16 protein-coding genes are annotated in these 22,667 nt (G+C 38.8%); 10 read left to right on the plus strand and 6 right to left on the minus strand.

Going from position 1 to position 22,667, the window contains the following annotated elements:
• Positions 1-7 precede the first annotated feature (7 nt).
• Entirely contained in the window at positions 8-2,167 is a 2,160-nt protein-coding gene (locus tag QZ738_RS19375; RefSeq protein WP_293789660.1) for an FUSC family membrane protein, read from the minus strand.
• A 785-nt stretch (positions 2,168-2,952) separates the two neighbouring features.
• Between QZ738_RS19375 and QZ738_RS19380 the strand changes: the two genes are divergently transcribed.
• On the plus strand, positions 2,953-4,308 hold the full coding sequence (locus QZ738_RS19380; RefSeq protein WP_293789663.1) for a PhoH family protein: 1,356 nt from the start codon (positions 2,953-2,955) through the stop codon (positions 4,306-4,308).
• A gap of 83 nt (positions 4,309-4,391) precedes the next feature.
• Here QZ738_RS19380 and QZ738_RS19385 read toward each other — a convergent pair whose 3' ends face one another.
• On the minus strand, positions 4,392-5,603 hold the full coding sequence (locus QZ738_RS19385) for a TCR/Tet family MFS transporter (protein ID WP_293789665.1): 1,212 nt from the start codon (positions 5,601-5,603) through the stop codon (positions 4,392-4,394).
• A gap of 414 nt (positions 5,604-6,017) precedes the next feature.
• Between QZ738_RS19385 and gyrA the strand changes: the two genes are divergently transcribed.
• The 3 genes from gyrA to QZ738_RS19400 all read left to right on the plus strand — a co-directional run bounded on the left by gyrA (position 6,018) and on the right by QZ738_RS19400 (position 10,974).
• On the plus strand, positions 6,018-8,612 hold the full coding sequence (gene gyrA, locus QZ738_RS19390) for a DNA gyrase subunit A (RefSeq protein WP_293789667.1): 2,595 nt from the start codon (positions 6,018-6,020) through the stop codon (positions 8,610-8,612).
• A 27-nt stretch (positions 8,613-8,639) separates the two neighbouring features.
• A complete protein-coding gene (locus QZ738_RS19395) occupies positions 8,640-9,728 on the plus strand; it encodes a lipopolysaccharide assembly protein LapB (RefSeq protein WP_293789669.1) in 1,089 nt (362 codons plus the stop codon).
• A gap of 157 nt (positions 9,729-9,885) precedes the next feature.
• Positions 9,886-10,974: a tetratricopeptide repeat protein gene (locus QZ738_RS19400; protein ID WP_293789671.1), complete on the plus strand. Its 1,089-nt coding sequence runs from the start codon at positions 9,886-9,888 to the stop codon at positions 10,972-10,974.
• A 123-nt stretch (positions 10,975-11,097) separates the two neighbouring features.
• Here QZ738_RS19400 and QZ738_RS19405 read toward each other — a convergent pair whose 3' ends face one another.
• Entirely contained in the window at positions 11,098-15,906 is a 4,809-nt protein-coding gene (locus tag QZ738_RS19405) for a RecQ family ATP-dependent DNA helicase (protein ID WP_293789674.1), read from the minus strand.
• Positions 15,907-16,257: 351 nt separating this feature from the next.
• On the opposite strand from QZ738_RS19405, the gene QZ738_RS19410 reads away from it, so the two are divergent.
• The 3 genes from QZ738_RS19410 to QZ738_RS19420 all read left to right on the plus strand — a co-directional run bounded on the left by QZ738_RS19410 (position 16,258) and on the right by QZ738_RS19420 (position 18,246).
• On the plus strand, positions 16,258-16,695 hold the full coding sequence (locus QZ738_RS19410) for a hypothetical protein (RefSeq protein WP_293789676.1): 438 nt from the start codon (positions 16,258-16,260) through the stop codon (positions 16,693-16,695).
• Positions 16,696-16,860: 165 nt separating this feature from the next.
• Positions 16,861-17,481, plus strand: coding sequence for a hypothetical protein (locus QZ738_RS19415; protein WP_293789678.1), 621 nt, complete (start codon positions 16,861-16,863; stop codon positions 17,479-17,481).
• Between the two features lie 66 nt (positions 17,482-17,547).
• Positions 17,548-18,246, plus strand: coding sequence for an endonuclease V (locus tag QZ738_RS19420; protein ID WP_293789680.1), 699 nt, complete (start codon positions 17,548-17,550; stop codon positions 18,244-18,246).
• 119 nt (positions 18,247-18,365) lie between these two features.
• On the opposite strand, the gene hemF is transcribed toward QZ738_RS19420, so the two are convergent.
• Both hemF and QZ738_RS19430 read right to left on the minus strand, forming a co-directional pair.
• Positions 18,366-19,259 carry an oxygen-dependent coproporphyrinogen oxidase gene (gene hemF, locus QZ738_RS19425; RefSeq protein ID WP_293789697.1) on the minus strand — a complete coding sequence of 298 codons (894 nt, stop codon included), beginning with the start codon at positions 19,257-19,259 and terminating at the stop codon, positions 18,366-18,368.
• Between the two features lie 111 nt (positions 19,260-19,370).
• Positions 19,371-20,603 (minus strand): MFS transporter, encoded by a 1,233-nt coding sequence (locus QZ738_RS19430; protein WP_293789682.1) that lies wholly within the window; start codon positions 20,601-20,603, stop codon positions 19,371-19,373.
• Positions 20,604-20,730: 127 nt separating this feature from the next.
• Here QZ738_RS19430 and QZ738_RS19435 point away from each other — a divergent pair, with 127 nt between their 5' ends.
• The 3 genes from QZ738_RS19435 to QZ738_RS19445 all read left to right on the plus strand — a co-directional run bounded on the left by QZ738_RS19435 (position 20,731) and on the right by QZ738_RS19445 (position 22,395).
• Positions 20,731-21,072, plus strand: coding sequence for a hypothetical protein (locus QZ738_RS19435; protein WP_293789685.1), 342 nt, complete (start codon positions 20,731-20,733; stop codon positions 21,070-21,072).
• 196 nt (positions 21,073-21,268) lie between these two features.
• Positions 21,269-21,754: a DUF4442 domain-containing protein gene (locus QZ738_RS19440; RefSeq protein ID WP_293789687.1), complete on the plus strand. Its 486-nt coding sequence runs from the start codon at positions 21,269-21,271 to the stop codon at positions 21,752-21,754.
• A gap of 11 nt (positions 21,755-21,765) precedes the next feature.
• Positions 21,766-22,395 carry a helix-turn-helix domain-containing protein gene (locus QZ738_RS19445; protein WP_293789689.1) on the plus strand — a complete coding sequence of 210 codons (630 nt, stop codon included), beginning with the start codon at positions 21,766-21,768 and terminating at the stop codon, positions 22,393-22,395.
• A gap of 52 nt (positions 22,396-22,447) precedes the next feature.
• On the opposite strand, the gene QZ738_RS19450 is transcribed toward QZ738_RS19445, so the two are convergent.
• Positions 22,448-22,667: hypothetical protein (locus QZ738_RS19450; protein ID WP_293789691.1), on the minus strand; the 220-nt coding region annotated here is incomplete at its 5' end.

The following is a 22,667-nucleotide window of genomic DNA, read 5'->3' on the forward strand; positions in this document are numbered from 1 at the left end:
TCTCAGGTTAAAGCTTAATTTTTACCGAAAGTTTATAAATATCGTAGGCCACTTTTTGAATCAGATCAAACTGCTCTGGAATTAAATCTTCGCCTTTTGTGATCGCCAAACCATTATCATTTAACCTGATTAAAGGTACATTGTCTATTGCGCCGTTTCCCTGCTCCAGATTGTCAATAGAAGCATCCAACAAATAGTTGGTATTATTGGCGATAGGTTTCAAGGCTTCAAAACTCTCAAATATAAACTGGTGCTCTTTATTGTAAAGCGACAGCGTTGCAACATATGATGACAATAAATGGCTTAGTGCTGTAAACTGATGAACTTCTTTGATAAATAACTGCTTGCTTTTGGGTTCAGAGAACATCCTTTGAAATAAGGAAGCCAGATTGGCTGTACTAACATATACCTCTTTACGGGCCAGTTTATATTCCGTTCTGTTATAATTTTTTTCAAAATACAGTTTAATCACTTGATCATAATAAGCCTTATTGGCTCTTAGCATGTCGATCATGGCCTCTTTCAGTTTTTCATGCTCCCAGGTTGGGAATAATGAGTAACTGGCTAACAAAGCAATACCAGAACCTATAAATGTATCATAAATCCTTTCACGTGCCAGGGCTATTGATCCCATACCTAAAAAATCAAACAGGATTAAGATATAAGGAGTCATAAAGAGTACACTGACTACGTAGTTCTTCCTTTGGAAACTATAGCAGCCAATCATGCATATTAACAGGATTACAAACAAAGTATGGCGATCGTGGATATAGGTAATTACCCCCATACCAATAAAAGCGCCAACAGTGGTACCGATCAAACGCTGATAGTTACGTTCTTTCGTTAAACTGAATCCTGGTTTTGAAATAACGAGGATGGTAAGCAGAATCCAGTAACTATGCGAAAAATCAAGAATCTGAGCCACAATAAAACCTAATAACATCACTACAGTAACCCGCAACGAATGCCTGAAGGTAGAAGAGGTATAGGTTAAATTCTCCGTAAACAGTTTGAAATCAAATTTTTGCCTGGTGATAAATTTCTCCGTATCTACCTCAGCTTTTCTGATATCCTTGCTGTTTCTGATTTTGAAGTAGCTGAAAATAGTCTTAACCCTTGACAGGATATTTTCAATGTTCACTTCAATGTTTTTTAAGGCTATAATACCCAGGGTATTGTATTCCTGATTATGATTGTTTTTTTCCAGATTGTTGATTTTGACCTTTAACCTTTCAATCTCGATTAACAAACGTTTCGAAATCACAGGTATACCACCACTCTTTAACGCAAAGGCAACATCATCAAGGGCATACGAAATCCGTTTAATGGCCATTTCATAATCTGACAGGATGCCTGCTTTATCAAACTGATCGTGCAATTGCTGGTAATTATAGTAGGTAGACATTACCTGCTCAAACAGATCAACCATATCTACAAATACCAATAACAGAAACCTGCCTTCAGGAGTAGAATCTCTTACGATTTCGCGGGTCCGGAATAACAATTCTCTTACTGCATCTTGTTTTTCGTGAACAGAGACCTGAAGTTGCAACAGTTCAGAATAAGTTTTATCATAGTTATTATTCTGATGATAAAATTTAGCTTTTTCACGCAGAAATTCTGCAACCTCTAAAATAGAATCACTTAACGATTGCTGTACCAACCGAAAAGGACGCAACCGGTATACAAAATAGCTCAAGCCGGTATACCATAGGCTACCAGCCAGTACCAAAGCAGCATGTAGCAATACCTCCTGCCATGGCCGGATATCATCAATACTTAATACCATGATCAACAAAACGGCAGTACCCACCGATGCCGCCCTGATGCCATAGATATAAAACATGGAAAATACAAAACTTGATACGGCCAATAAAAAACCTATGAAATAATGATTTTTATTGGTAAGGCCCGTTATGATAGAGAACGTAAAGATAAGCGCCGTTGTAATCAGCATGGCGTTTCTGCGGTGCACCATTGGCCCCGGACTATCTACCACGCTTACACATAAAGCACCCAAAGATAAAGTCATGCCATACTTTAGCAAGCCAAACTGGGCAAAAATTAAAGAGGGGAGCAGTACGCCTATTGTAATACGGAGTCCATCGGCAAAATAGGTACTCAATAAAAAGTCTTGTATATTTCTAATGGGTTGCCTGATCTGCATGTTACAAAAATAACATAATAGCGATGTTTTTTGTTGGGATTAAAATGAAGTTTTTTCGCTTTTTCATGATCCTTAGGCAGAAAAACGATAATCACCTGATTGTTAAACACCTGAACAATGTTGATAGGTATATTGACCGTTATTGTTCATAAACGCATAAAATGCCAAAAAAAACCAAAAATACGAGCTTTATTCTAATTCAAAATGTTGATAACCAGCACTTTTAAGTGGATAACATTGTTCATAAAAACATTTATTTTCTACTTGACCATTAAGCGTTTATATGCTAAATTAGATCATATCAAATACGAAGTACTTTGAATGCTGACAAAATAATCCAAAAGAGATAAAGAACCAAAAGGGAAGTTATTTCGGATTTTTACAGGGAAAACGATTAATTTCAGAAAGGGTTAAACCGAGTAAGAATATATGTAACCATCAAAAGATCGGAAGATATGAAAGTCGCACAGACCCGAACAGCGCTTATGGAAAGCTAGGAAGTTTATGGACGGAAGAGCTGGAAATAAATTTTCACGTATCGTAAAAGTTGCAAAACCTAACGAAAACGGAAAAATCAAAGTAAACAAGATTTGATGCTTAAAATATAACTACGGTTATGTTGAAGTTAAAACGGGGAACTCAATCGAAAGAAGAAGGTCCCCGTTTTTATTTTCCCTGGTGTAATCGCACTGAACTTGATTCAGGGTCAATCTTCTGTCGTAAGGCGCTAAAATATCCTTAAAGGAATTTGCTTTATTTAATCCCTAAAACATTAAATTTACCAAATGGCCAAAAAAGGTAAATCAATCTCCAGTGTATCAAAAAAAATTTTCGTTTTAGATACCTCTGTTATTTTATATGATCATGATGCCATCAATAACTTTCAAGAGCATGATGTGGCCATTCCCATCGAGGTTTTGGAAGAGCTTGACCATTTTAAGAACGGTAGTGATACGCGAAATTTCGAAGCCAGAAGTTTTATACGGCTGATAGATGAAACCTCTAAACAAAAACTCATCAGCGATTGGATTTCTCTAAAAAGTTCGGAATCAGGTAAATTTAAGGTGGTTTTAAATGAAAAGCCATTAATTAAAAACGCTGAAGAAGTGTACGGTAAAGGAAAAACTGACCACAAGATTTTAAACGCAGCCTTAAGTTTAAAAGAAGAATACCCAGATAAAAAAGTAATATTGGTATCGAAAGATATCTGCCTGAGGTTAAAAGCAAAGGCCCTCGGTTTAAATGCAGAAGATTACGAAACCGGTAAGATTAAAAATGTAGATGAACTCTACGCCGGAAAGACAGAAATAGCTGATTTTTCGGTCGAAGTTATAGAGCATGTAAAAAAGCAATCATTTGTTGAGGCGGGAGAAATAGCCTTACCTCACAAAAATGCCAATCATTTTTATGTTTTAAAGAATAAGAGAAAAACTGCGAATGTATTTTATAACCATTATTTAAAAACGATTTCGGCAGTTTCTACTGATGCTGTATTTAACATAAAACCTAAGAATATCGAGCAGGCCTTTGCTATCCATGCGCTTTTAGATCCGGAGATTAAGCTGGTAAGCATACAGGGCAATGCCGGAACCGGTAAAACATTACTGGCCCTGGCCAGCGCTTTAGAACAGCGTAAAAATTTCAGGCAGATTTATGTTACCCGCCCGATTGTTTCGTTGAGCAATAAAGACATCGGTTTCCTCCCGGGCGATGCAAAATCCAAAACAGACCCTTTTATGGCACCCATTTGGGATAATTTACGGTTCATTAAAGAGCAGTTTGCTGGAGATGATAAAATGTCGGAAAAGATTGAGGAATTGATTACGACCGAAAAAATAGCCATTGCACCATTGGCCTTTATCAGGGGCAGAACCCTAACCAAAATCTTCTTTATCATTGATGAAGCACAGAACTTAACGCCACATGAAGTGAAAACGATCATTTCGAGGGCAGGGGAACATACCAAGATTGTTTTTACAGGTGATATTTACCAGATCGATACGCCTTATCTCGACTCGGAAAGTAATGGACTATCTTATTTAATCGAAAATGCGAAAAACCATCCGCTTTACGCGCACATTACCTTGCAAAAAGGGGAGCGGAGCGAACTGGCCAATTTAGCCAATGAGTTATTGCAATAATTTTAATCCCAACCAAATGATCGTTTCGGAGGATAACGAAGTCGCGATGATTTTTTATTATTGAGATAAAGCCTTTTTTGCAATTAATGATATTTCTTCAAACTTCTCAAACAGATAAACAACCCGACCAAAGTTAACACCGCACTTAAGATGAACGGTGCCCCGGGGAAATAAACCGGTGCTTTTCCCTCTATAAAATACGCAAAAATATGTGTCATTACCCAGGGCGCAAATATGGCTGCTAAACTCTGCAAGCCGGTTAAAACACCTTGCATTTCACCCTGCGCATTGGCGGGTACCTGATTGGAGATCAGTCCCTGCATCGCAGGTCCACCAATTCCAGCCAAGCCGTAAGGAAGCATAAAGGCAAACATCATCCAGCCTTTAGATGCGAAAGCAAACGCGACAAAGCCGATCACATATAAAATCAGACCGAAGTAAACGGCTTTCTTTTCACCAATTTTAGGCAAAATGATCCTGATTAATCCACCCTGTACAATTCCGATAACCAAACCTACAAAGCCCAATGAATAACCCACCCAAGCCGCGTCCCAGTTAAATTTCTCCATGGTATAGAATGTCCAGTTGGATTGAACCGAATGACTGGAAAAATACAACAAAAACAAGGTAGCCATTAAACCCGCCAATGCCGGATATTTCCCAATACTTCGCAACGAACCGATGGGATTTGCCCTTTTCCAGTCAAAAGCCCTGCGTTTCTCAGCTGGTAAAGATTCCGGCAATATAAAATAGCCATAAAGCCAGTTCACTAAAGATAAACCAGCCGCAACCATAAAAGGAACGCGGGTGCCAAAGTGGCTGAAAATACCACCTAAAACCGGTCCTAATATAAACCCGACACCAAAAGCAGCACCAACCAAACCAAAATTCTGTGCCCTTTTTTCGGGAGCCGAAACATCTGCAATGTAAGCCTGGGCAGTGGTAAAACTGGCACCGGTAATACCTGCAATGATACGACCTACAAACAACCATACAATGGAAGGAGCGAAAGCTAAAAAGATATAATCGATACCTAAACCAAACAAAGAACTTAATAAAATGGGTCTTCTTCCATACCGGTCGCTCATTGAACCGATAATCGGAGCGCTTAGAAATTGTACTGATGCATAGGCGAGGGTGAGCCAGCCTCCATATTCTGCCGACAAACCAAAACCGCTGCCGGTTAAGTCCTGTATAAGCTTTGGTAATACCGGGATAATGATCCCAAAACCTGTAAAATCAATCAGGAGGGTAACCATAATAAAACTCATTGCAGATTTCTTGTTGTTTGCCATCTTTAAAAGGTTGAAAAACAAAAGTATCAGAATTACTCAAAAATGTAAATTTTAGTTCTACAAAACTGAGGGATTTAAATCAGCATATAATACACTACCGCTGTTCATAAACAAGATATAGCGGAAAGCCCACAGCGAGGTACGCGGACCGCCACTACACGGTACCCTGCATTTCCTAAAAAATCATCAATCCAGGCAGGCAAACCAGTTAGATTTCTAAAATCTGACTGGTTCTAGATTAAAAGCTCTTAAACTGGCCTTCAATAACTTAAAATCCGGCCAAAAGCAAAAAACCTATAACAACGGTCAAAAATTTTCCACAATGCCTTAATCCGGCTAAATTTTGCTAAATTCGCAAGGTTATAGTAACACCCTTTTTTTTAATATCGTTTTAAGTAGCGAGAATAATAATTTATGGCAGAAGATTTAGAAAATCAGCAGAACGACAAAATCATTCCAATTAACATAGAAGAGCAGATGAAATCGGCCTACATTGATTATTCAATGTCGGTTATTGTATCAAGGGCATTGCCTGATGTACGCGATGGATTAAAACCGGTACACCGCCGTGTTTTATATGGTATGCTCGATCTTGGTGTAACCAGCAATAAACCACATAAAAAATCTGCCCGTATTGTAGGGGAGGTTTTAGGTAAGTATCACCCGCATGGTGATGCATCTGTATATTTTACCATGGTACGTATGGCCCAGGATTGGAGCTTGCGTTATCCTATGGTAGATGGTCAGGGAAACTTTGGCCACATTGATGGCGATTCGCCGGCGGCAATGCGTTATACAGAAGCACGTTTTTCGAAAATTGCGGAAGAAATGCTTGCCGATATCAATAAAGATACAGTAGACTTTCAGTTAAACTTCGATGATACTTTACAAGAGCCAACTGTTTTACCTGCGAAAATACCTAACTTACTTGTTAACGGGTCTTCTGGTATTGCGGTAGGTATGGCCACTAATATGGCGCCGCACAACTTAACAGAAGTAATCGACGGGGTAGTAAACTATATCGACAATAGAGATATTACCATAGAGGAATTAATGAAGTTTGTAAAAGCTCCTGATTTCCCTACAGGTGGTATCATTTACGGATACACCGGCGTTAAAGAAGCATTTGAAACCGGCCGTGGGCGTATTGTAATGCGTGCAAAAGCTGAAATCGAAAGCGTTAAAGACCGCGAAGTCATTATTGTTACCGAAATTCCTTACCAGGTAAACAAAGCACAAATGATTGAGCGTACTGCTGAACTGGTAGGTGAGAAAAAACTGGAGGGTATTGCCAATATCAAAGACGAATCGAACAAGGATGGTATCCGTATCGTGTACGAAATCAAACGCGATGCCAATGCTTCGATCGTTTTAAACAACCTGTATAAATACACTGCCTTACAAACCTCTTTCAGCGTAAATAACATTGCACTGGTAAAAGGCCGTCCGCAAATGTTAAATCTGAAAGATTTGATTGTACATTTTGTGGATCACCGCCATGATGTAATTGTTCGCCGTACCAGATACGAGTTGGCTGAGGCTGAAAAACGGGCGCATATCTTAGAGGGTTATTTAATTGCTCTGGATCATTTGGATGAAGTAATTAAATTAATCCGCGCCTCTGAAACACCAGATGAGGCCCGTTTAGGCTTAATGGAGAAATTCGGGCTAAGCGACCTTCAGGCCCGTGCTATTCTTGATATGACACTCCGTCGTTTAACAGGACTGGAACGTGACAAGATCAAAGAAGAGTACGCTGAATTAATGAAAACCATCGATTATTTGAAAGCTATCCTGGCAGATGAAGGTTTACGGATGAAAATCATTAAAGATGAGCTGGAAGAAGTAAAACAAAAGTTCGGCGATGAGCGTAAAACCACAATCGTTCACTCGGCTGAAGATATGAGCATGGAGGATTTCATCGATGATGAAGAAGTGGTGATTACCATCTCTCATGAAGGTTATGTAAAACGTACGCCGGCAAGCGAATTTAAAGCGCAGGGCAGGGGTGGTAAAGGCTCTAAAGGCAGTACCTCAAGAAACGAAGATTTTATTGAGCACATGCTGGTGGCCACCAACCACAATTATATGTTATTCTTTACCGAAGCCGGAAGGTGTTTCTGGCTAAGGGTGTACGAAATTCCGGAAGGTTCGCGAACCAGCAAGGGCAGAGCGATACAGAATATCATCAATATTCCGAAAGAAGAGAAAATTAAAGCTTATATCAAAGTTAAAAACCTTAAAGACCAGGAATATTTAGAGAACAATTTTATCATCATGTGTACCAAAAAAGGTACCATTAAGAAAACTTCTCTTGAAGCTTATTCACGCCCGCGTGTAAATGGTATTAATGCCATTAACATTAACGAAGGTGATATCTTGTTAGAAGCTTGTTTAACCAATGGCGAAAGCGAGATTGTAATGGCATTGCGCTCAGGCAGGGCCATCCGTTTCAATGAAAAAACCGTTCGTCCGATGGGTAGAACAGCTACCGGCGTACGTGGGGTTAGACTTGCACACGATCAGGATGAGGTTGTTGGCATGATTGCTGTAAACAATCCTGAAGTTACGGTGTTAGTAGTATCAGAAAAAGGATACGGTAAACGTACTGATATTGAAGATTACCGTGTAACCAACCGTGGTGGTAAAGGGGTAAAAACAATTAACGTTACGGAAAAAACCGGACAATTAGTTTCTATAAAAGACGTTACTGATAGCGAGGATTTAATGATCATTAACCGTTCAGGCATTGTTATCAGGATTCCGGTTTCAGCGCTGAGGGTAATGGGTCGTGCCACACAAGGGGTTCGTTTAATTTCATTAAAAGGTGATGACGAGATTGCTTCGGTAACGAAAATCGATCACGAGGAAGATGAAGAAGAAACAGTAGATTTAACGGATGTTGTAGTTACAGATGGAGAAGAACTGGAAGCAGATACTACACCAGAAGCCGATGATACTGAAGACGATGATGCCGAATCAGATAACGAAGCGGAAGAAGAAAATTAAACTAAAAATAAGATTAGAATAAAAATTATGAAAAGAGTATTTCTAAGTATAGTTTTAGCGGGTGCGGTAAGCGCTGCATTTGCTCAGAAAAGTGAGGTTAATGCCGCAAAAAATGATTGGAATTTATTCCAGATCACCAATTCAAGTGCATCAACTCCATTAGCAAAGAAACTTGAAGCTTTAGCAAAAGGTTTAGCCCACACAGATAAAGCCATTGCTGATGAAAAATCTAAAGTGATGCCTGAAGCCTGGTCATACCGTGCTTTATTCGCTTCTTCTGCGGCAATTTTAGATTCGACCAGTACTGCAAACGCTGATGCAAATCTGAAAATTGCTCAGGATGCTATTGTTGAAGCAAAGAAACTGGATACCAAGGGAGCAGAAAAAGATAATATTAGCTCAGCAGAGCTCAATGTGAGCAACGCCATTAGAAATGGTGGTGTAATTGCCTATAATAAAAAAGATTACAAAACAGCTTACGAAAAATTTGTGGCTGCCACTGTAATTAACCCACAGGATACGGCAATGTATCTAAATGCAGGGATTGCAGCCAGAAATATTGAGGATTATCCAGCGATGATCACTCAATTTAAAAAAGTGATCTCTTTAAATTCACCACAGTCTAAAGATTTATACACTGAGATTCTCAATGCGACCTTAAGCAAGCAAAAAGATACGACAGCTGCTTTAGCCTTAATTAAAGAAGCAACTGCAAAATTTCCTGAAAATACAGACTGGATCAAAACTGAAACACAGATTTATATCAATAGGGGTGATGTTGCAAAATCTGAGCAGATGTTAACTGCATTGGCTGCGAAAGAGCCAAACAATGCTAACTATCAGGTTTTATTAGGTAATATCTATTTCAGCCAGGCCCTAAAATTACAGGCTGATAGAAATAAAATTGACTCGAAAAAAGTGAAAGAATTTAACGAAGTAACCGGTAAAATGAATGCCTTGTTAGATAAATCTCTTCCTTTTTACAAAAAAGCTTTAGAAGTTGATGCTAATAATGAAGGTGCGTTAGAAACGTTGAAAACGATCTATGCCTTTAGAAACGATACTAAAAATTATGAAGATATCAAGAAACGTTTAGACGCGTTGCCTAAACAATAATTCTGATATCAATCTTAAAAAAAGAGTCCTGAAATTTCGGGGCTCTTTTTTTTATCTTTATTTTTATGGTTTATTATGGTTTACTATATTATTTTGGCTTATGCAAAAGTGCTTTAAAATATCATTAATAGCTTTAATTTTCATCTCTGTCAACGCTATGGCCCAAAAAAGCCAGATTTTAATCGCCCGAAATGCGGTTGGTAAACTGCAGGCGTCTATTGCCAATAAAGAGGATGAAAAAAAGCAATTGGGTATTATAAATGAAGGATTAAAGGCCATTGAATCAGCGGAGAAAGATAATAAAACAAAAAAATGGGCCGAAACCTGGTCGATAAAATCCTATCTGATGTCGTTTGCCGCTTTAATTGATACCGATCCGAACAATGCCAACAAATATTACGATAATGCGATTGAAGCGGTAGCCAAAGCGAAATCACTCGACCGATATGACGACAATTCAGGCCTCATCAAAGCTTCTAACCACAACATCCTGATCAAAAAACAAGAAAAAGGCAACGAAGCGTTTTTCAATAACGATTTTAAAGAAGCGTTTACTGATTTAAAAGAGGTTGGAGACAATTTCCCCGCCGATACTACATTAGCCTTGAACACAGCCATCTGTGCCTTAAATATCCAGGCCTATGATGAAGCTTTAACCTATTTTAAGCGCGCTAAAGAAAATGGAATAAAAAATCCATCTGTTTTTCAGAAAATGGCACAAATGTATGTGGTTAAATCTGAAAATGAAACCGCAATTAAAACCCTCGAAGACGGACTGCTGCTTAATCCGTTTAACCATTTTTTAACCAACGATTATATCAATCTGTTACTGGATACGGAAAATTTTAACAAGGCACAAGGCTTAATCGAGCGCAATTTAAAAGTAGAAAAAGGAAATAAATTGCTGTATTTTCTTTATGGATACCTGCAACAGGTAGGCGGAAACAATGCTACAGCGATTTTAGCTTACGAAAAGGCTTTATCAACCGATCAGAATTATTTTGATGCACTGTACCAGCTCAGTTTAGCGTATATCAATACTGCTAACGAAACTTTGAGTAAAAATGATGCGGATAAAGCCGCAAAATATAATGGGTTAATTAACCATGCGCAATTCGCTTTACAACGTGCAAATGAAATTAATCCGAACGACAAAAAAACAGTTCAGTTACTGATTGATATCTATAATAAAAAGAAAGCTACGGACAAAGTCCAGGAGCTAAACAGAAAACTTCAGGAATTATAATTGATGCTGTAAATATTACTTAACAAGATGGAGTTGGGAATATCAAATTAACATAATATTAATTATAAGACATATATTCTGATAGAAAATATTGGTTACATCACCGTTTTATAACTACAATTCTTACACTTTTTTCAATAACAACGATGGCAATACAATCTTAGATTCCGTTTGTTTTTCCTCGTCCTTCCAATACACTAGAAAATTTATTTTCGCAGCCGTTATTTTAAATCCTTGATCAAGGCGTTCTTGTAGCACAGTTTTGAACTTTTGTGAATATTTAACGATAAGCTCACCTTGGGCATTTTTCAATCCTTCATCTGAAGGCTGCAAACGCAAACCGCTAAACATTGAACTGATGCGGTTCTGTATATATTCGAAGTAGCCCAATTGTACATCTCTAAGGGTGAGATGCATGGTTATTTGGCGCAGTTCAGGGTATTGATTATCATCATTCGTGTAAATAAGTCCGTTTGCAGCAAAAGGCTGGAGATATTGACCTTGATAATGTATACTAAGATTGGTTTTAGCTCTGGTAATGGCTACATAAAATTGCCGCTTGTGCTGATCATTAAGGGGGTTGAAATGCTGCAATAAAAGGTATAAATTGTCAAATTCCTTGCCTTTTGCTTTATGGATAGTGGAAACGTATACCGTTACAGCATCAATATTTATAAAATTTTCTACTTTAGATTCAAAAAGAAATGCTTTCCAGTCGCTCTTGTACTTTTTGGCGTTATTTACCTCTTCAAATGCACAGATTACAGCATTGACAAGTTCTTGCTGCGCACTGGTTTGGATATAATCAATTATACGTCGCCTGGCTTCAGTCCATTCTTCATCTGTTACCAGTGGGCTATCTGAATAGGCATCAATCATATCAGAAAAAAGTCGTAGCTCATATAAATTTTGGAGGTTGAAGCCATCATTTGACTGAATAAGTTTAGCCTTCACCCCTTTTTGCAAGAGTAAACTACAAAGCAAGGTTGCTTCTTCATTGGTTTGAGTAAGCACACAGGTAGATCCAGATAGTTCTGCTGTAGCTATACTATCAGCTAATGGAACAACTATGTGGTTTTGGGCATATTGGGTAATATGGATCCGTCCATTTTGATGCGCGCTGGCAAAGCAAGGCTCGGTTTTGAGCCTGTGGCTGATGGTTGCTACCCATTGATTGGATAACCATACAATATTGTTTTTGCTACGGTAGTTAAGCGTAAGCTCATATTTAATGGCCTCTTTTTCAGTAATAAGTGCTTGCATATAGGCGGCATCTGCTCCTCTAAAACCATAGATATTCTGATCATCATCGCCAACCAATATCACCCGCATATCTTCATTTTGCTGCATCAAGGCCTGAATCAGCTCATATTCTTCTTTGTTCATGTCCTGAGCCTCATCTACCACTAATACTGTTTTAGTGATCCTGAAAGGCTCTATCTCTCCGGCCTTAATTTTGTCAACTGCCACTTGTATGATGTTTTCAGAAGCCGTCAAGCTACCTACCCTACCTAACAGATCAAAGCAATACGAATGGAAAGTGTTTATTTCGGTATAATGGGCTGCATTGCCAATGAGTTCCATCAGCCGCTTCTTAAATTCTGTAGCCGCTGCACGTGAAAATGTAAGCATCAGCAGCTGCTCATGTTTTACATCCTCGGCCATCAGCAAAGAAGCCAGCTTATGTACCAATAACTTTGTTTTACCACTTCCGGGTCCAGCAGCTACAACAATATACTGGCTACTGGTATCGTTAATAATTTTTAATTGTGTTGGCGAAAGCGCACCAAATAATTTCATGAATTTTGCAGGCGTAAGTGTCCGTTTTATTTCGTCCTGCCTGCTGCCGGGGAAATATTTTGAAAGGAAGGAAGGATAGTTTAGCTTGAAATAATCGTCTACAAATTTTAGCGCTTCGTTATAGTTACGGATCATTTTTTGAGCGTACTCCCCCACGATATGGATCTGTTGTACTTTTTGCTGATAAAACTGTTTTAACTTATCGTAGTCACTTTCCTTATATTGTATCCGGTTATTCTTTTCAATGCGCTCAATGGTAAGCTTATGATGTACAACCATAAAACCTCCTTCGATTTTAATGGCCCCTATGCGAGACAGGTAAAAAAGACTGTCTTCAATATCATCGGTATCAGCTTTTATCGAAAACATACCCTGCTCCTTTTTAACCAGCTCCTTAAGTTCCTGTACGGAAAATTCAATCAATACGTCATCCTCTTCCTTGTTATCCGATTTGAGGAGTGCTGATGCTTTTTTGTGCAAGTATTCTGTAATGATTCTGGCGAGCAGATGCAGCCTTTCCTGCTTTTCGATAAAGGCTGATTTATCCACCAGCAAAGCGATCTGCATATGGTTTTTTGTGTGTTCCAGATTGCGGCGACTGATCCATTTTTGTATCGCCCAGAAATTAATAATGGTCTTTAACCGGTTAAGCGAACTATCTTTGATGCCGGAATTTAAAAATACCTCAATGATCTCCTTTAAATAATAAGCATCTTCTCCATTTTTTAACTGTGATAATAAAAGTTCTTCCTGTTTTCTAAAACTTTCTACAATGGCGAGTGATCTGCTGGCAGATTCGGTTTTTTTGACAAAAGCCGTAAGGTCTTTCGTGTGGGCTAATATGTTTTCATCACGCATCAGTTCAATCGCACGAATAACTTGTTTTTTGTCAATCCCCAATTGATCGGATATGTAATCTATTCGAGACTCCGCCGCCTCGTCAGTTGATAATCTTTTACTTTTGCTCGAAAAAAGTTTTTTAATGATCCGCTCAGCATTATCACGCTGTTTTTCGGAAAATTTTTCTGATGCATAAATCTGCTCGATGGCCTCCTGGGCATTGTTACTTAGAATACTGGTGGCAAAAACGCGCGGCATGTTTTGCCCACGCTTCAAATAGCCAGCATCCTCCAGGGCAGCGATAGCAGTGGTCACCCTTGTTTCAATCTCACTGATGCTATCGTCCCAGCCTGCCAGCCTGGCTATCTCCAGTGCCGAATTAGAAGCCTTGTCCCTTGATCTGGTTAATTCCTTTATGGCTTTCCATACCTGATTAATCTCCTTGCTGCTAATTTTGGTTTGATTGAGGAGGATGAAGTGTTTATCCAGGTCTTCTTCACTAAAAAGTATAAAGCAATCAGCCTGTATCTGTTCATCACGCCCTGCCCTTCCGGCCTCCTGTACATAATTCTCCAGTGAGTCAGAAATGTCGTAATGGATAACTGCACCTACATCACTTTTGTCTACCCCCATCCCAAAGGCAGATGTGGCTACCATAATGTTGATTTCACCACTCATAAAGGCATTTTGATTTTTAGATTTTTCGTCTTTCTCCATTTTGCCGTGGTAGGCTTTGGCTACAAATCCATCATGATGTAGCTTTTCGGCTAACTTTCTGGCCCTTTTTGTACGTGATACATAAATAATTGTAGGACAATTCTTTTCCTCAATGATATCCCTAAGCTGATTGTATTTTTCCTCTTCGTTATCACGTTGATAAACCCGATAGTGTAAATTGGTGCGTGAAGCTTCGGCCCGGAATACCTTTAAATCAAGTCGTAATTTATCCTTAAAATAAAACCTGATGTCTTCAATTACCTTTTGTTTTGCAGTTGCGGTAAAGCATGATACCGGAATAGTATAATCAAGTCCTTTCTTTTGCTGCAGGTTTTTGATAAAATCACCAATATATAAATAGTCTACCCGGAAATCCTGTCCCCAGGAGGAGAAACAATGCGCTTCGTCGATAACAAATCGGGCAATTTTTCTTTTGAGCAGCAATTGTTCTATAGTAACTGAGCGTAGCGACTCGGGAGAAATGTACAATAAGCTTGCATGTCCATTTTCTATACGCTTAACGGCCTCTCTGCGATCCATAGGATCTAACATCCCGTTGATGGTAACGGCTTCGGTGATATCTTTCTTTTCCAGGTTATCTACCTGGTCTTTCATCAGAGATTGTAAGGGTGCAATTACCACTGTTAAAGCTTTTGCATTTTCGCCACTCATTAATGCAGGTATCTGGAAAGTAATAGACTTACCGCCTCCCGTTGGAAATACAGCCAAAATAGATTCGCCCCGGATAGCTGCCCTAACGGCATCTTCCTGCAGCGGTTCATCACCATATTTGCGAAAACCAGAAAAACCAAAATGCTTTTTTAGTGCCAACAACGGATCGTGAGCTTGCCTGCAATAATCGCATCCGCGCAAACAGGGATTATTTCGCAACAAAAAGAGCAAGCGCTCCACATCCGGGTAGTTTTTCAATACCCAGGGTGGCGTGATAGAAAACCGATCATCACAATGAAGCAAAGCCAAAGCATAAGCCAAAGCAACAGGAGTTGTATCTATAAAATGATCAACTTCACTTTCTGTGCAGATCTTACCTTGAAATAAGGTGCTGATATTGTTCTTCAGCTGTTCTCTATTCCCTTGTGGGGAATAATCAAGGTACCTGAAAAAATTATCGAAGCCAGTTTGATCATACAAAAGACCATATAATATCATCTTAAATGTGTCATCAAGCGTTCTAAAAGCGCTTAATTCATCATAAAACAGATCTCTGGCTTTTTTGGCATCATTTAACGGATTGTTTTTTTCTTCAGTTTGAACTTTATCATCCTTAAGCAGACGGTGGTAAGGCTGCCTCGGAAACAATAAAGGTGATAACAAAAGCGTATCGATAGCCTTATCAAGACCCCATTCAGCATGACCAAAATGCGCTTGTAGGTAAGCTATATCGTGTGCTATAATATTATGCCCGCAAATAAAATCACACCTTTCAATAAACGCTATAAATTCCTGAGGCTGGTTTTTATGAAAGCCCAGCCCATCTGATAAAACACAGCCAATATCAAGCAATTGCTTGCCATTTGCGTTTAGTTCAATATCAAAGAAGGCTATACTGCTCATTTGAGGTTTAATTCTGGTATATCCCTAAAATAGCTAAAGTATTGAAAATTAATAGTACTTCAATAGTTATTACACATTTATGGTATCGAAATGAAAACAAAAGCCATATCCCATCATTTTAATTATCAAAAGAATCAATGGTTTCATTAAGTATATCAAACTTAAACACCTTTAATTAAGCAAGTTATATTCAAATGATAAATTCAAAAATTAACAATTTGTATAATGTATACCACTAAGCATTAGTATTAAGATTACTTTGAAATATTTTAATTAATACTTTTATAATCCTGATTTAATATGTTACTGAAAATATTTTAGGATATTTACTTTATACTAAAACCATTTATCATGAAAAAGATCATTTCAATTTGTATGCTTGTGTTGGGTGTTGCATCTCTCGCCACATATGCCACACCAGAATTACCGAAACCAGTTAGCGGCACAAAAGCTCAGGTAGCCACTTACCATGTTCGTTTGGGATACCGAAATCTTGATGGCAGTGTAACCACTTCAGCATCCACAGAATCACCAGGTTTTACCATTTATAATCAGGAAACCGGCGAGGATTATTATGTTGAAAATGGGCCATCTTCGTCCGGAACATTTTTACCTTATCAATTACCAGGTATAATGAATGGTTTACCTGCAGGAACCTATGAGTTCAGCGCAGAAAGAGGTCAGGGAAACTGGACGGGTTATGGATCTGTCACCGTAACTTTATCTCCGGAGATGATAGGCGCTGACGGTTATGTAACGATCTACGTTCCTATTGCCTGGGAGGAATAGTTTTTCCGATTAAAGTAAATAGTCCTCAATCCATTAGGACTATTTACTTTAGAAAAGGTTCTTATACTTTTTTCAATAACAACGACGGCAACAAAATCTTTTGATTCCTTTTGCTTATCCACGTCTTTCCAGTACACTATAAACGATAATTAATTACATTTAAATATGAATCAATTAGATTTGCAATCGTTTTGGGAATTATTACCATTAAAAGGTTTAGGCCCTATTCATTTTTTGATGGAGAAATCTGATATACAGCCATATGACAAAATATTGGGAAAAATTATAGCCGAAGAAAATGAAAATCTTGAACAACGGAGACGGGATTTTCAGGATACAGCTAAACAATTCAGCGAATTTTTCAGCGAAGAAGATCTAAAAATTGCACTTGATGCGCTGGAGGAAACTATTGGCAATGATCGTGATGATGTTTCCACTACATTCATGGATTCAGGGATATCTATGGAGTTTAAAACAGATCGCTTGGTGGAATTTTTTGCCGACGATCGCGCAAAACTACTCCATTTTAAGGGTATGCCGATTTTTAGCTCGGAGCCATTTCGTTTGATCAGTGAAATCAGTAAAGAGTTAAATGAAATTCCTTTGATGAAAGATGAGGAAGTTGTTTTTCCGAACCATCATTTTTTCTTATTTTCTTTTTTAACTGAACAAGCAACTGGTCAATATCGCGAGGGTCCAAAGAAAAACCGGTCTGTAAGCTGGAGAGATTCTCCCAGAACGCATGCTGTTGATTTAGCGGATTATCAACCGCTAAAATTTTTCTGAAATTACTCCTCTCCTTTTCAACGAGCTTAATCAAAACAAATTTGCTTCTTTAACTGTACTGAAAACATGTACGACCATTACAATTTTGAAGAAGCTACCGCTTATCAGATCGAACTCGCCAGACAATTAAAGTTTCAGCAGCTCAATAATATTAAAACGATTGCTGGTGCTGATATTTCTTTCAACAAAAATAGTGCTACCATGTACGCCGGAATGGTGATTCTCAGTTATCCGGATATGGTACTGAAAGCTTTCGCTTTGGCAACTTACGAAACCAATTTCCCCTATAAACCCGGTTTTTTAGGCTTTAAAGAAGTGCCTGCCTTATTAAAAGTGTGGGAATCGATTAAACATAAACCAGATGTTGTGGTGCTGGATGGAAATGGTATTTTACACCCAAGGCGTATGGGTGTTGCTTCGCATTTCGGCATTTTGGCTAATCAGGCAACAATAGGCTGTGCCAAAAGCCTTTTATATGGCGAAAACCATGTTCCTGAAAACAAAAAATTAAGCATTGCAGAAATTAACAGCCATGGCGAAACCTTAGGTTTTGCTTTACGCACTAAGATTAACTGTGCTCCTGTTTATGTGTCTGCAGGTCATCTGATTACAGCCGATCAAAGCTTGTCTATCCTAAAAAACTGCATTGGAAATTACCGCATCCCTGAACCTACACGCTTGGCGCACACTATCGTAAATGATTTTAGAACCGGCAAACTAAAAGCTGGTTTTCATGAGGTATCAGCGCCGCTGACTTTGTTTTAATAGGCAATAAACTCAATAAATGTAAAAATAGATCTCTCCCCGCCTGTACGGGCAGGCGGGCATTGCGCTGCGCTTCAGTCGAACGAAAGTTATCGGTTTAGGGCAACGACAATTTTAACTTAAACCCAGTTAATTCCTTTTTTAAGCAATTGCAAAGTTTTATGTTCTTCCGAATCTACCGCTGGCTGAACATTATAGCCCCAGTTGGCCTGTGGTGGTAAACTCATTAAAATAGACTCAATCCGGCCATTGGTTTCCAGTCCGAATTTGGTTCCGGAATCATATACCAGGTTGAATTCTACATAACGGCTACGGCGTTGATACTGCCATTCTTTGTGCGCTTCAGTAAATTCTTTATCGCGGTTTCGGTCAATTAATTCCGTATAAACCGGTAAAAATGTTTCGCCCACATTGATAGAAAAATCTAAAATCTGTTCCCAGGAAAGCTGGGTGTTTTCAGGTTTCAGGCGATCGTAAAAAATCCCCCCAATACCACGGGTTTCTTCTCGGTGTTTGATAAAGAAATAGTCATCTGCCTGTGTTTTAAACTTCGGATAAAATTCAGCGCTGAAATCATCGCAAGCCTGCTTTAATTTGTGGTGAAAAAAACGGGCATCATTTTCAAAAACATAATGAGGTGTTAAATCAATACCGCCGCCAAACCAACGCGTTTCCTCATTGAGTTCAAAATAACGGATGTTCATATGAATAATAGGCACCAGTGGATGATTGGGATGGATCACGATGGAAACGCCCGTAGCAAAAAAATCTTCTTCGGTTACGTTAAAAGCTTTTTTTACCGATTCTGGTAGCTTACCATGTACAGCTGAAAAATTTACACCACCTTTTTCAATGATCGCACCGCTCTGCATAATCCGGGTACGCCCCCCACCCCCGCCATTTCTTTCCCAAAGTTCTTCTTCAAACCTGCCTTTACCGTCGGCGATTTCCAATCCCCTGCAAATTTCATCCTGTATTTGCTTATAACTTGCTGCTACTTCTTCTTTGAACATGATGATTTTTTCTATTTCCATACAAATTTAAAGCTATTCAAGCAGCTATCTTGATTTATATTTATATAGTACATTTGGTTGACATTGATTTTTAGTACCGCCTTACTAACACTAATGTTCCAGATAGTTGAGGTCTTTATTAAAGCTCTCTTTTAAGTAGGCAACGGAAATCATGGCAATGACGGTGACTATGCCCATCACAATAAAACCGGCCGAAACAATGTTGTAACAATGTACAAAAAATTCGAAAACAAAGGTGATTGGAATTAACGCACCGCGTACAAAGTTCGGTGCGGTAGTGGTAACCGTTGAACGGATGTTTGTACCAAACTGTTCTGCAGCAATCGTTACAAATGTTGCCCAATAGCCAACCGCAAAGCCCATAAACAGGCAAATTAAGATAAAATTACTTTCGGTTAAACCTTTACTGGTTAAATAAACCAGTACCGTAATTACAGATAAACTTTGGAAAATAAGCACTGTTTTCTTGCGTGATCTTAGAACCTGTGCCAGTACCCCACACACCACATCGCCAATGGCTATGCCGAAATAGGTATACATAATGCCGGTGCCCGCATTCAATGCGTCCTTAGCACCCAATGCTTTGCCTATTTCTGGCGACTGCGTTACCAAGATACCTACTATAAACCATAATGGAAGCCCCAGGCAGATGCAGGCCAGGTATTTCAAGAATCGTTTACGATCGGAGAATAGCATAAAAAAATTACCTTTCGAAACCTCTTGATCCTGCTCCGCATGTTTAAACATACCCGATTCGAAGGTACCTACACGCAGGAGCAGTAACAGCAGGCCCATACCACCACCAACAAAATAAGAGGTTTGCCAGGTAAAATGTTTTCCAATGGTAGCGGCTGCCGCTGCGCCCAGTAAACCGATGCCAGCAACCACCATGGTACCGTAGCCCCGTTTTTCTTTATCCATGGTTTCGGTAACGAGGGTAATACCAGCGCCTAACTCCCCTGCCAAACCAATGCCTGCTATAAACCTGATAATGGCATAGCTATGCACATCAGTGGCAAAACCATTGGCTATATTTGCAAGCGAATACATCAAAATTGATCCGAACAATACTTTGATCCTGCCGTATTTATCGCCTATGATTCCCCAGAGTAAACCTCCGAGCAACAAACCAAACATTTGCATATTGATAACATACTCACCTTCTGTTCGCATGTGTGCTGCGGAAACACCGATGTCGGTAAAACTTTTTACCCGCACTACAGAGAACAGAACAAGGTCGTAGATATCCACGAAATAGCCCAAAGCAGCTACGATCACTAAGAAAATTACATTTCGGCTGTTGGTTTTTGTTTGATGATCCATCTAATTATTTGGTTTAAGCGCTGAAAGTACACAATAACACAAATATTTAAAATAGATTTCTAAAAATAAAAGCCACCCTGTTCGTGGGTGGCTTTTAAGATGCTACATCGTAGGATTTTTTTTTGTCGTGTCAGGTGGCATTTTTGTTGTCGTGTCCGGCGTAGTTTTGGATGTTGTATCCATTGGTGCCGTAGTTGTCGAATCCGTTCTGGTACTGTCTGATGAACCAGCCATATTTTTTGACGAATTGCATGCTGAAGTGGCTATCATAAGAGAACCTGCAAAAGCAAGACTTAAAATTATTTTTTTCATAGTTTTCAATGTTATCTATCATCCAAAACAACCTGATCATCATTTAGTTTTATTTTTTTTTCTAAAAAAAGAATATTTTGCGTTAATGAATAATGGACTGTTAAGTGCTTACCGAGATGATTACATGTTTTTTGCGATAGATTTTAATTTTCTTTAAAACACTGTAATGCAATCTATTATAGTTATGCCTAAAAACATGTTAATTTCAGAATAACTTGAGTAAAAATAACGATTTTCAGAAAAGTCTCAACAATGGGATGATAACCAGACCTATCAATAAATTGCAGAAAATATGACTAAAACAAAATCCTTTAAACTTTAAAACGTGATAAAACTTTCGGATATTAGTAAGTATGATTATTTCTCAAAATACCCTTAAGTGGGTAATGCGTTTTTACCCACCCCTATTTTTTCAACGCATTTGGGTTCAGAAATTTGAAAATGAATTTAGAGGCTGTACGGTTAAACTGAGTAAGAGTTTTCTGAATAAAAATTACAACGGTTCTATTTTTGGAGGTACCATTTATGCCGCGACTGATCCATTTTATGCCCTATTGTTTGATCAGTTGATGCAACGTCGGGGGTTCAAAGTTCGTGTTTGGTTAAAAAGCGCCTCCATACAATATTTAAAACCCGGACGTTCGACCTTATATTTTACCATACGTGTAACGGATGATATGATTAATGAAGCTGAACACGCTTTAAAAACAGTTGGAAAGTTTGTAAAAGCTTACCCTATGGAAATCACCAATAAGCATGGCGAACTGTGCGCAACTGTTATGAATGAAGTATACATCCGAAACCTGCATCAGGGTGAAGAACCCAGGGTTGCTTACTAATTTTTTAGATTATGCCGAGTATTAAGAGTTTAATTTTGCAGGGTGAGGGCGTGATGCTCGATTTTAAGAAAACCATTACCAGTACCGAGAAAATAGCGAAGAGTTTGGTTGCTTTCGCCAATAATAAAGGAGGGAAGTTATTGATCGGCGTTGCAGACGATGGTGCTATTAAGGGTGTAAAATCAGAAGAAGAAGAAAAATATATGATCTTGACTGCTGCACATCAGTTCTGCAAACCGGCTATAGAACCGCACTTCGAAGAAATTTATGTGGATGATAAACTGGTTTTGGTAGTTGAGATTCCCGAAAGCGATACCAAACCGCACTATGCACTGGATCATCAGAAAAAATGGTGGGCTTATATCCGCATTGATGATAAAAGCGTTTTAGCCAGCCGGATCATTCTTGAAGTGCTTAAACAGGAATACAAAAACAAGGGCGTGCTCATATCCTATTCTGATAACGAAAAAAAACTGCTCGAATACCTGGAACTGAACGAAAAGATCACTTTAAAAGAATTTAGCAAATTGCTGCGCAGTTCATATCGCAAGGCCCAAAAAGTATTGGTTAATTTAATTCTGACCAATGTAATTAAATCACATACTACAGAAAAGGAAGAATTTTTTACTGCGGTGAAGTAACGTGCTTTTTCTCGATGGCCGTCATCCTGAGGAATAATTTATGGTATAAAAATCAATATAAATGACGTAACTGATTTCTTATGCCATACAGCACAGTCTTGCCTCGGCTACCGATGAAAAATCGGTACAGGTCCGCCGCCGCCGAAGGGCTCTTACTTTTTGGCATCAAAAAGTAACAAAAAATGCCGGCTGAGAATTTTTCTTTCAAAGCCAGTAATAGGGCTTGGTCGGTGGAGTCCGAAAAATTTGTTAGGCCGGACTTAAGTAGAACG

The sequence above is a fragment of the uncultured Pedobacter sp. genome, from assembly GCF_913776295.1.
In the GTDB taxonomy this organism is placed as follows: Bacteria; Bacteroidota; Bacteroidia; order Sphingobacteriales; family Sphingobacteriaceae; genus Pedobacter.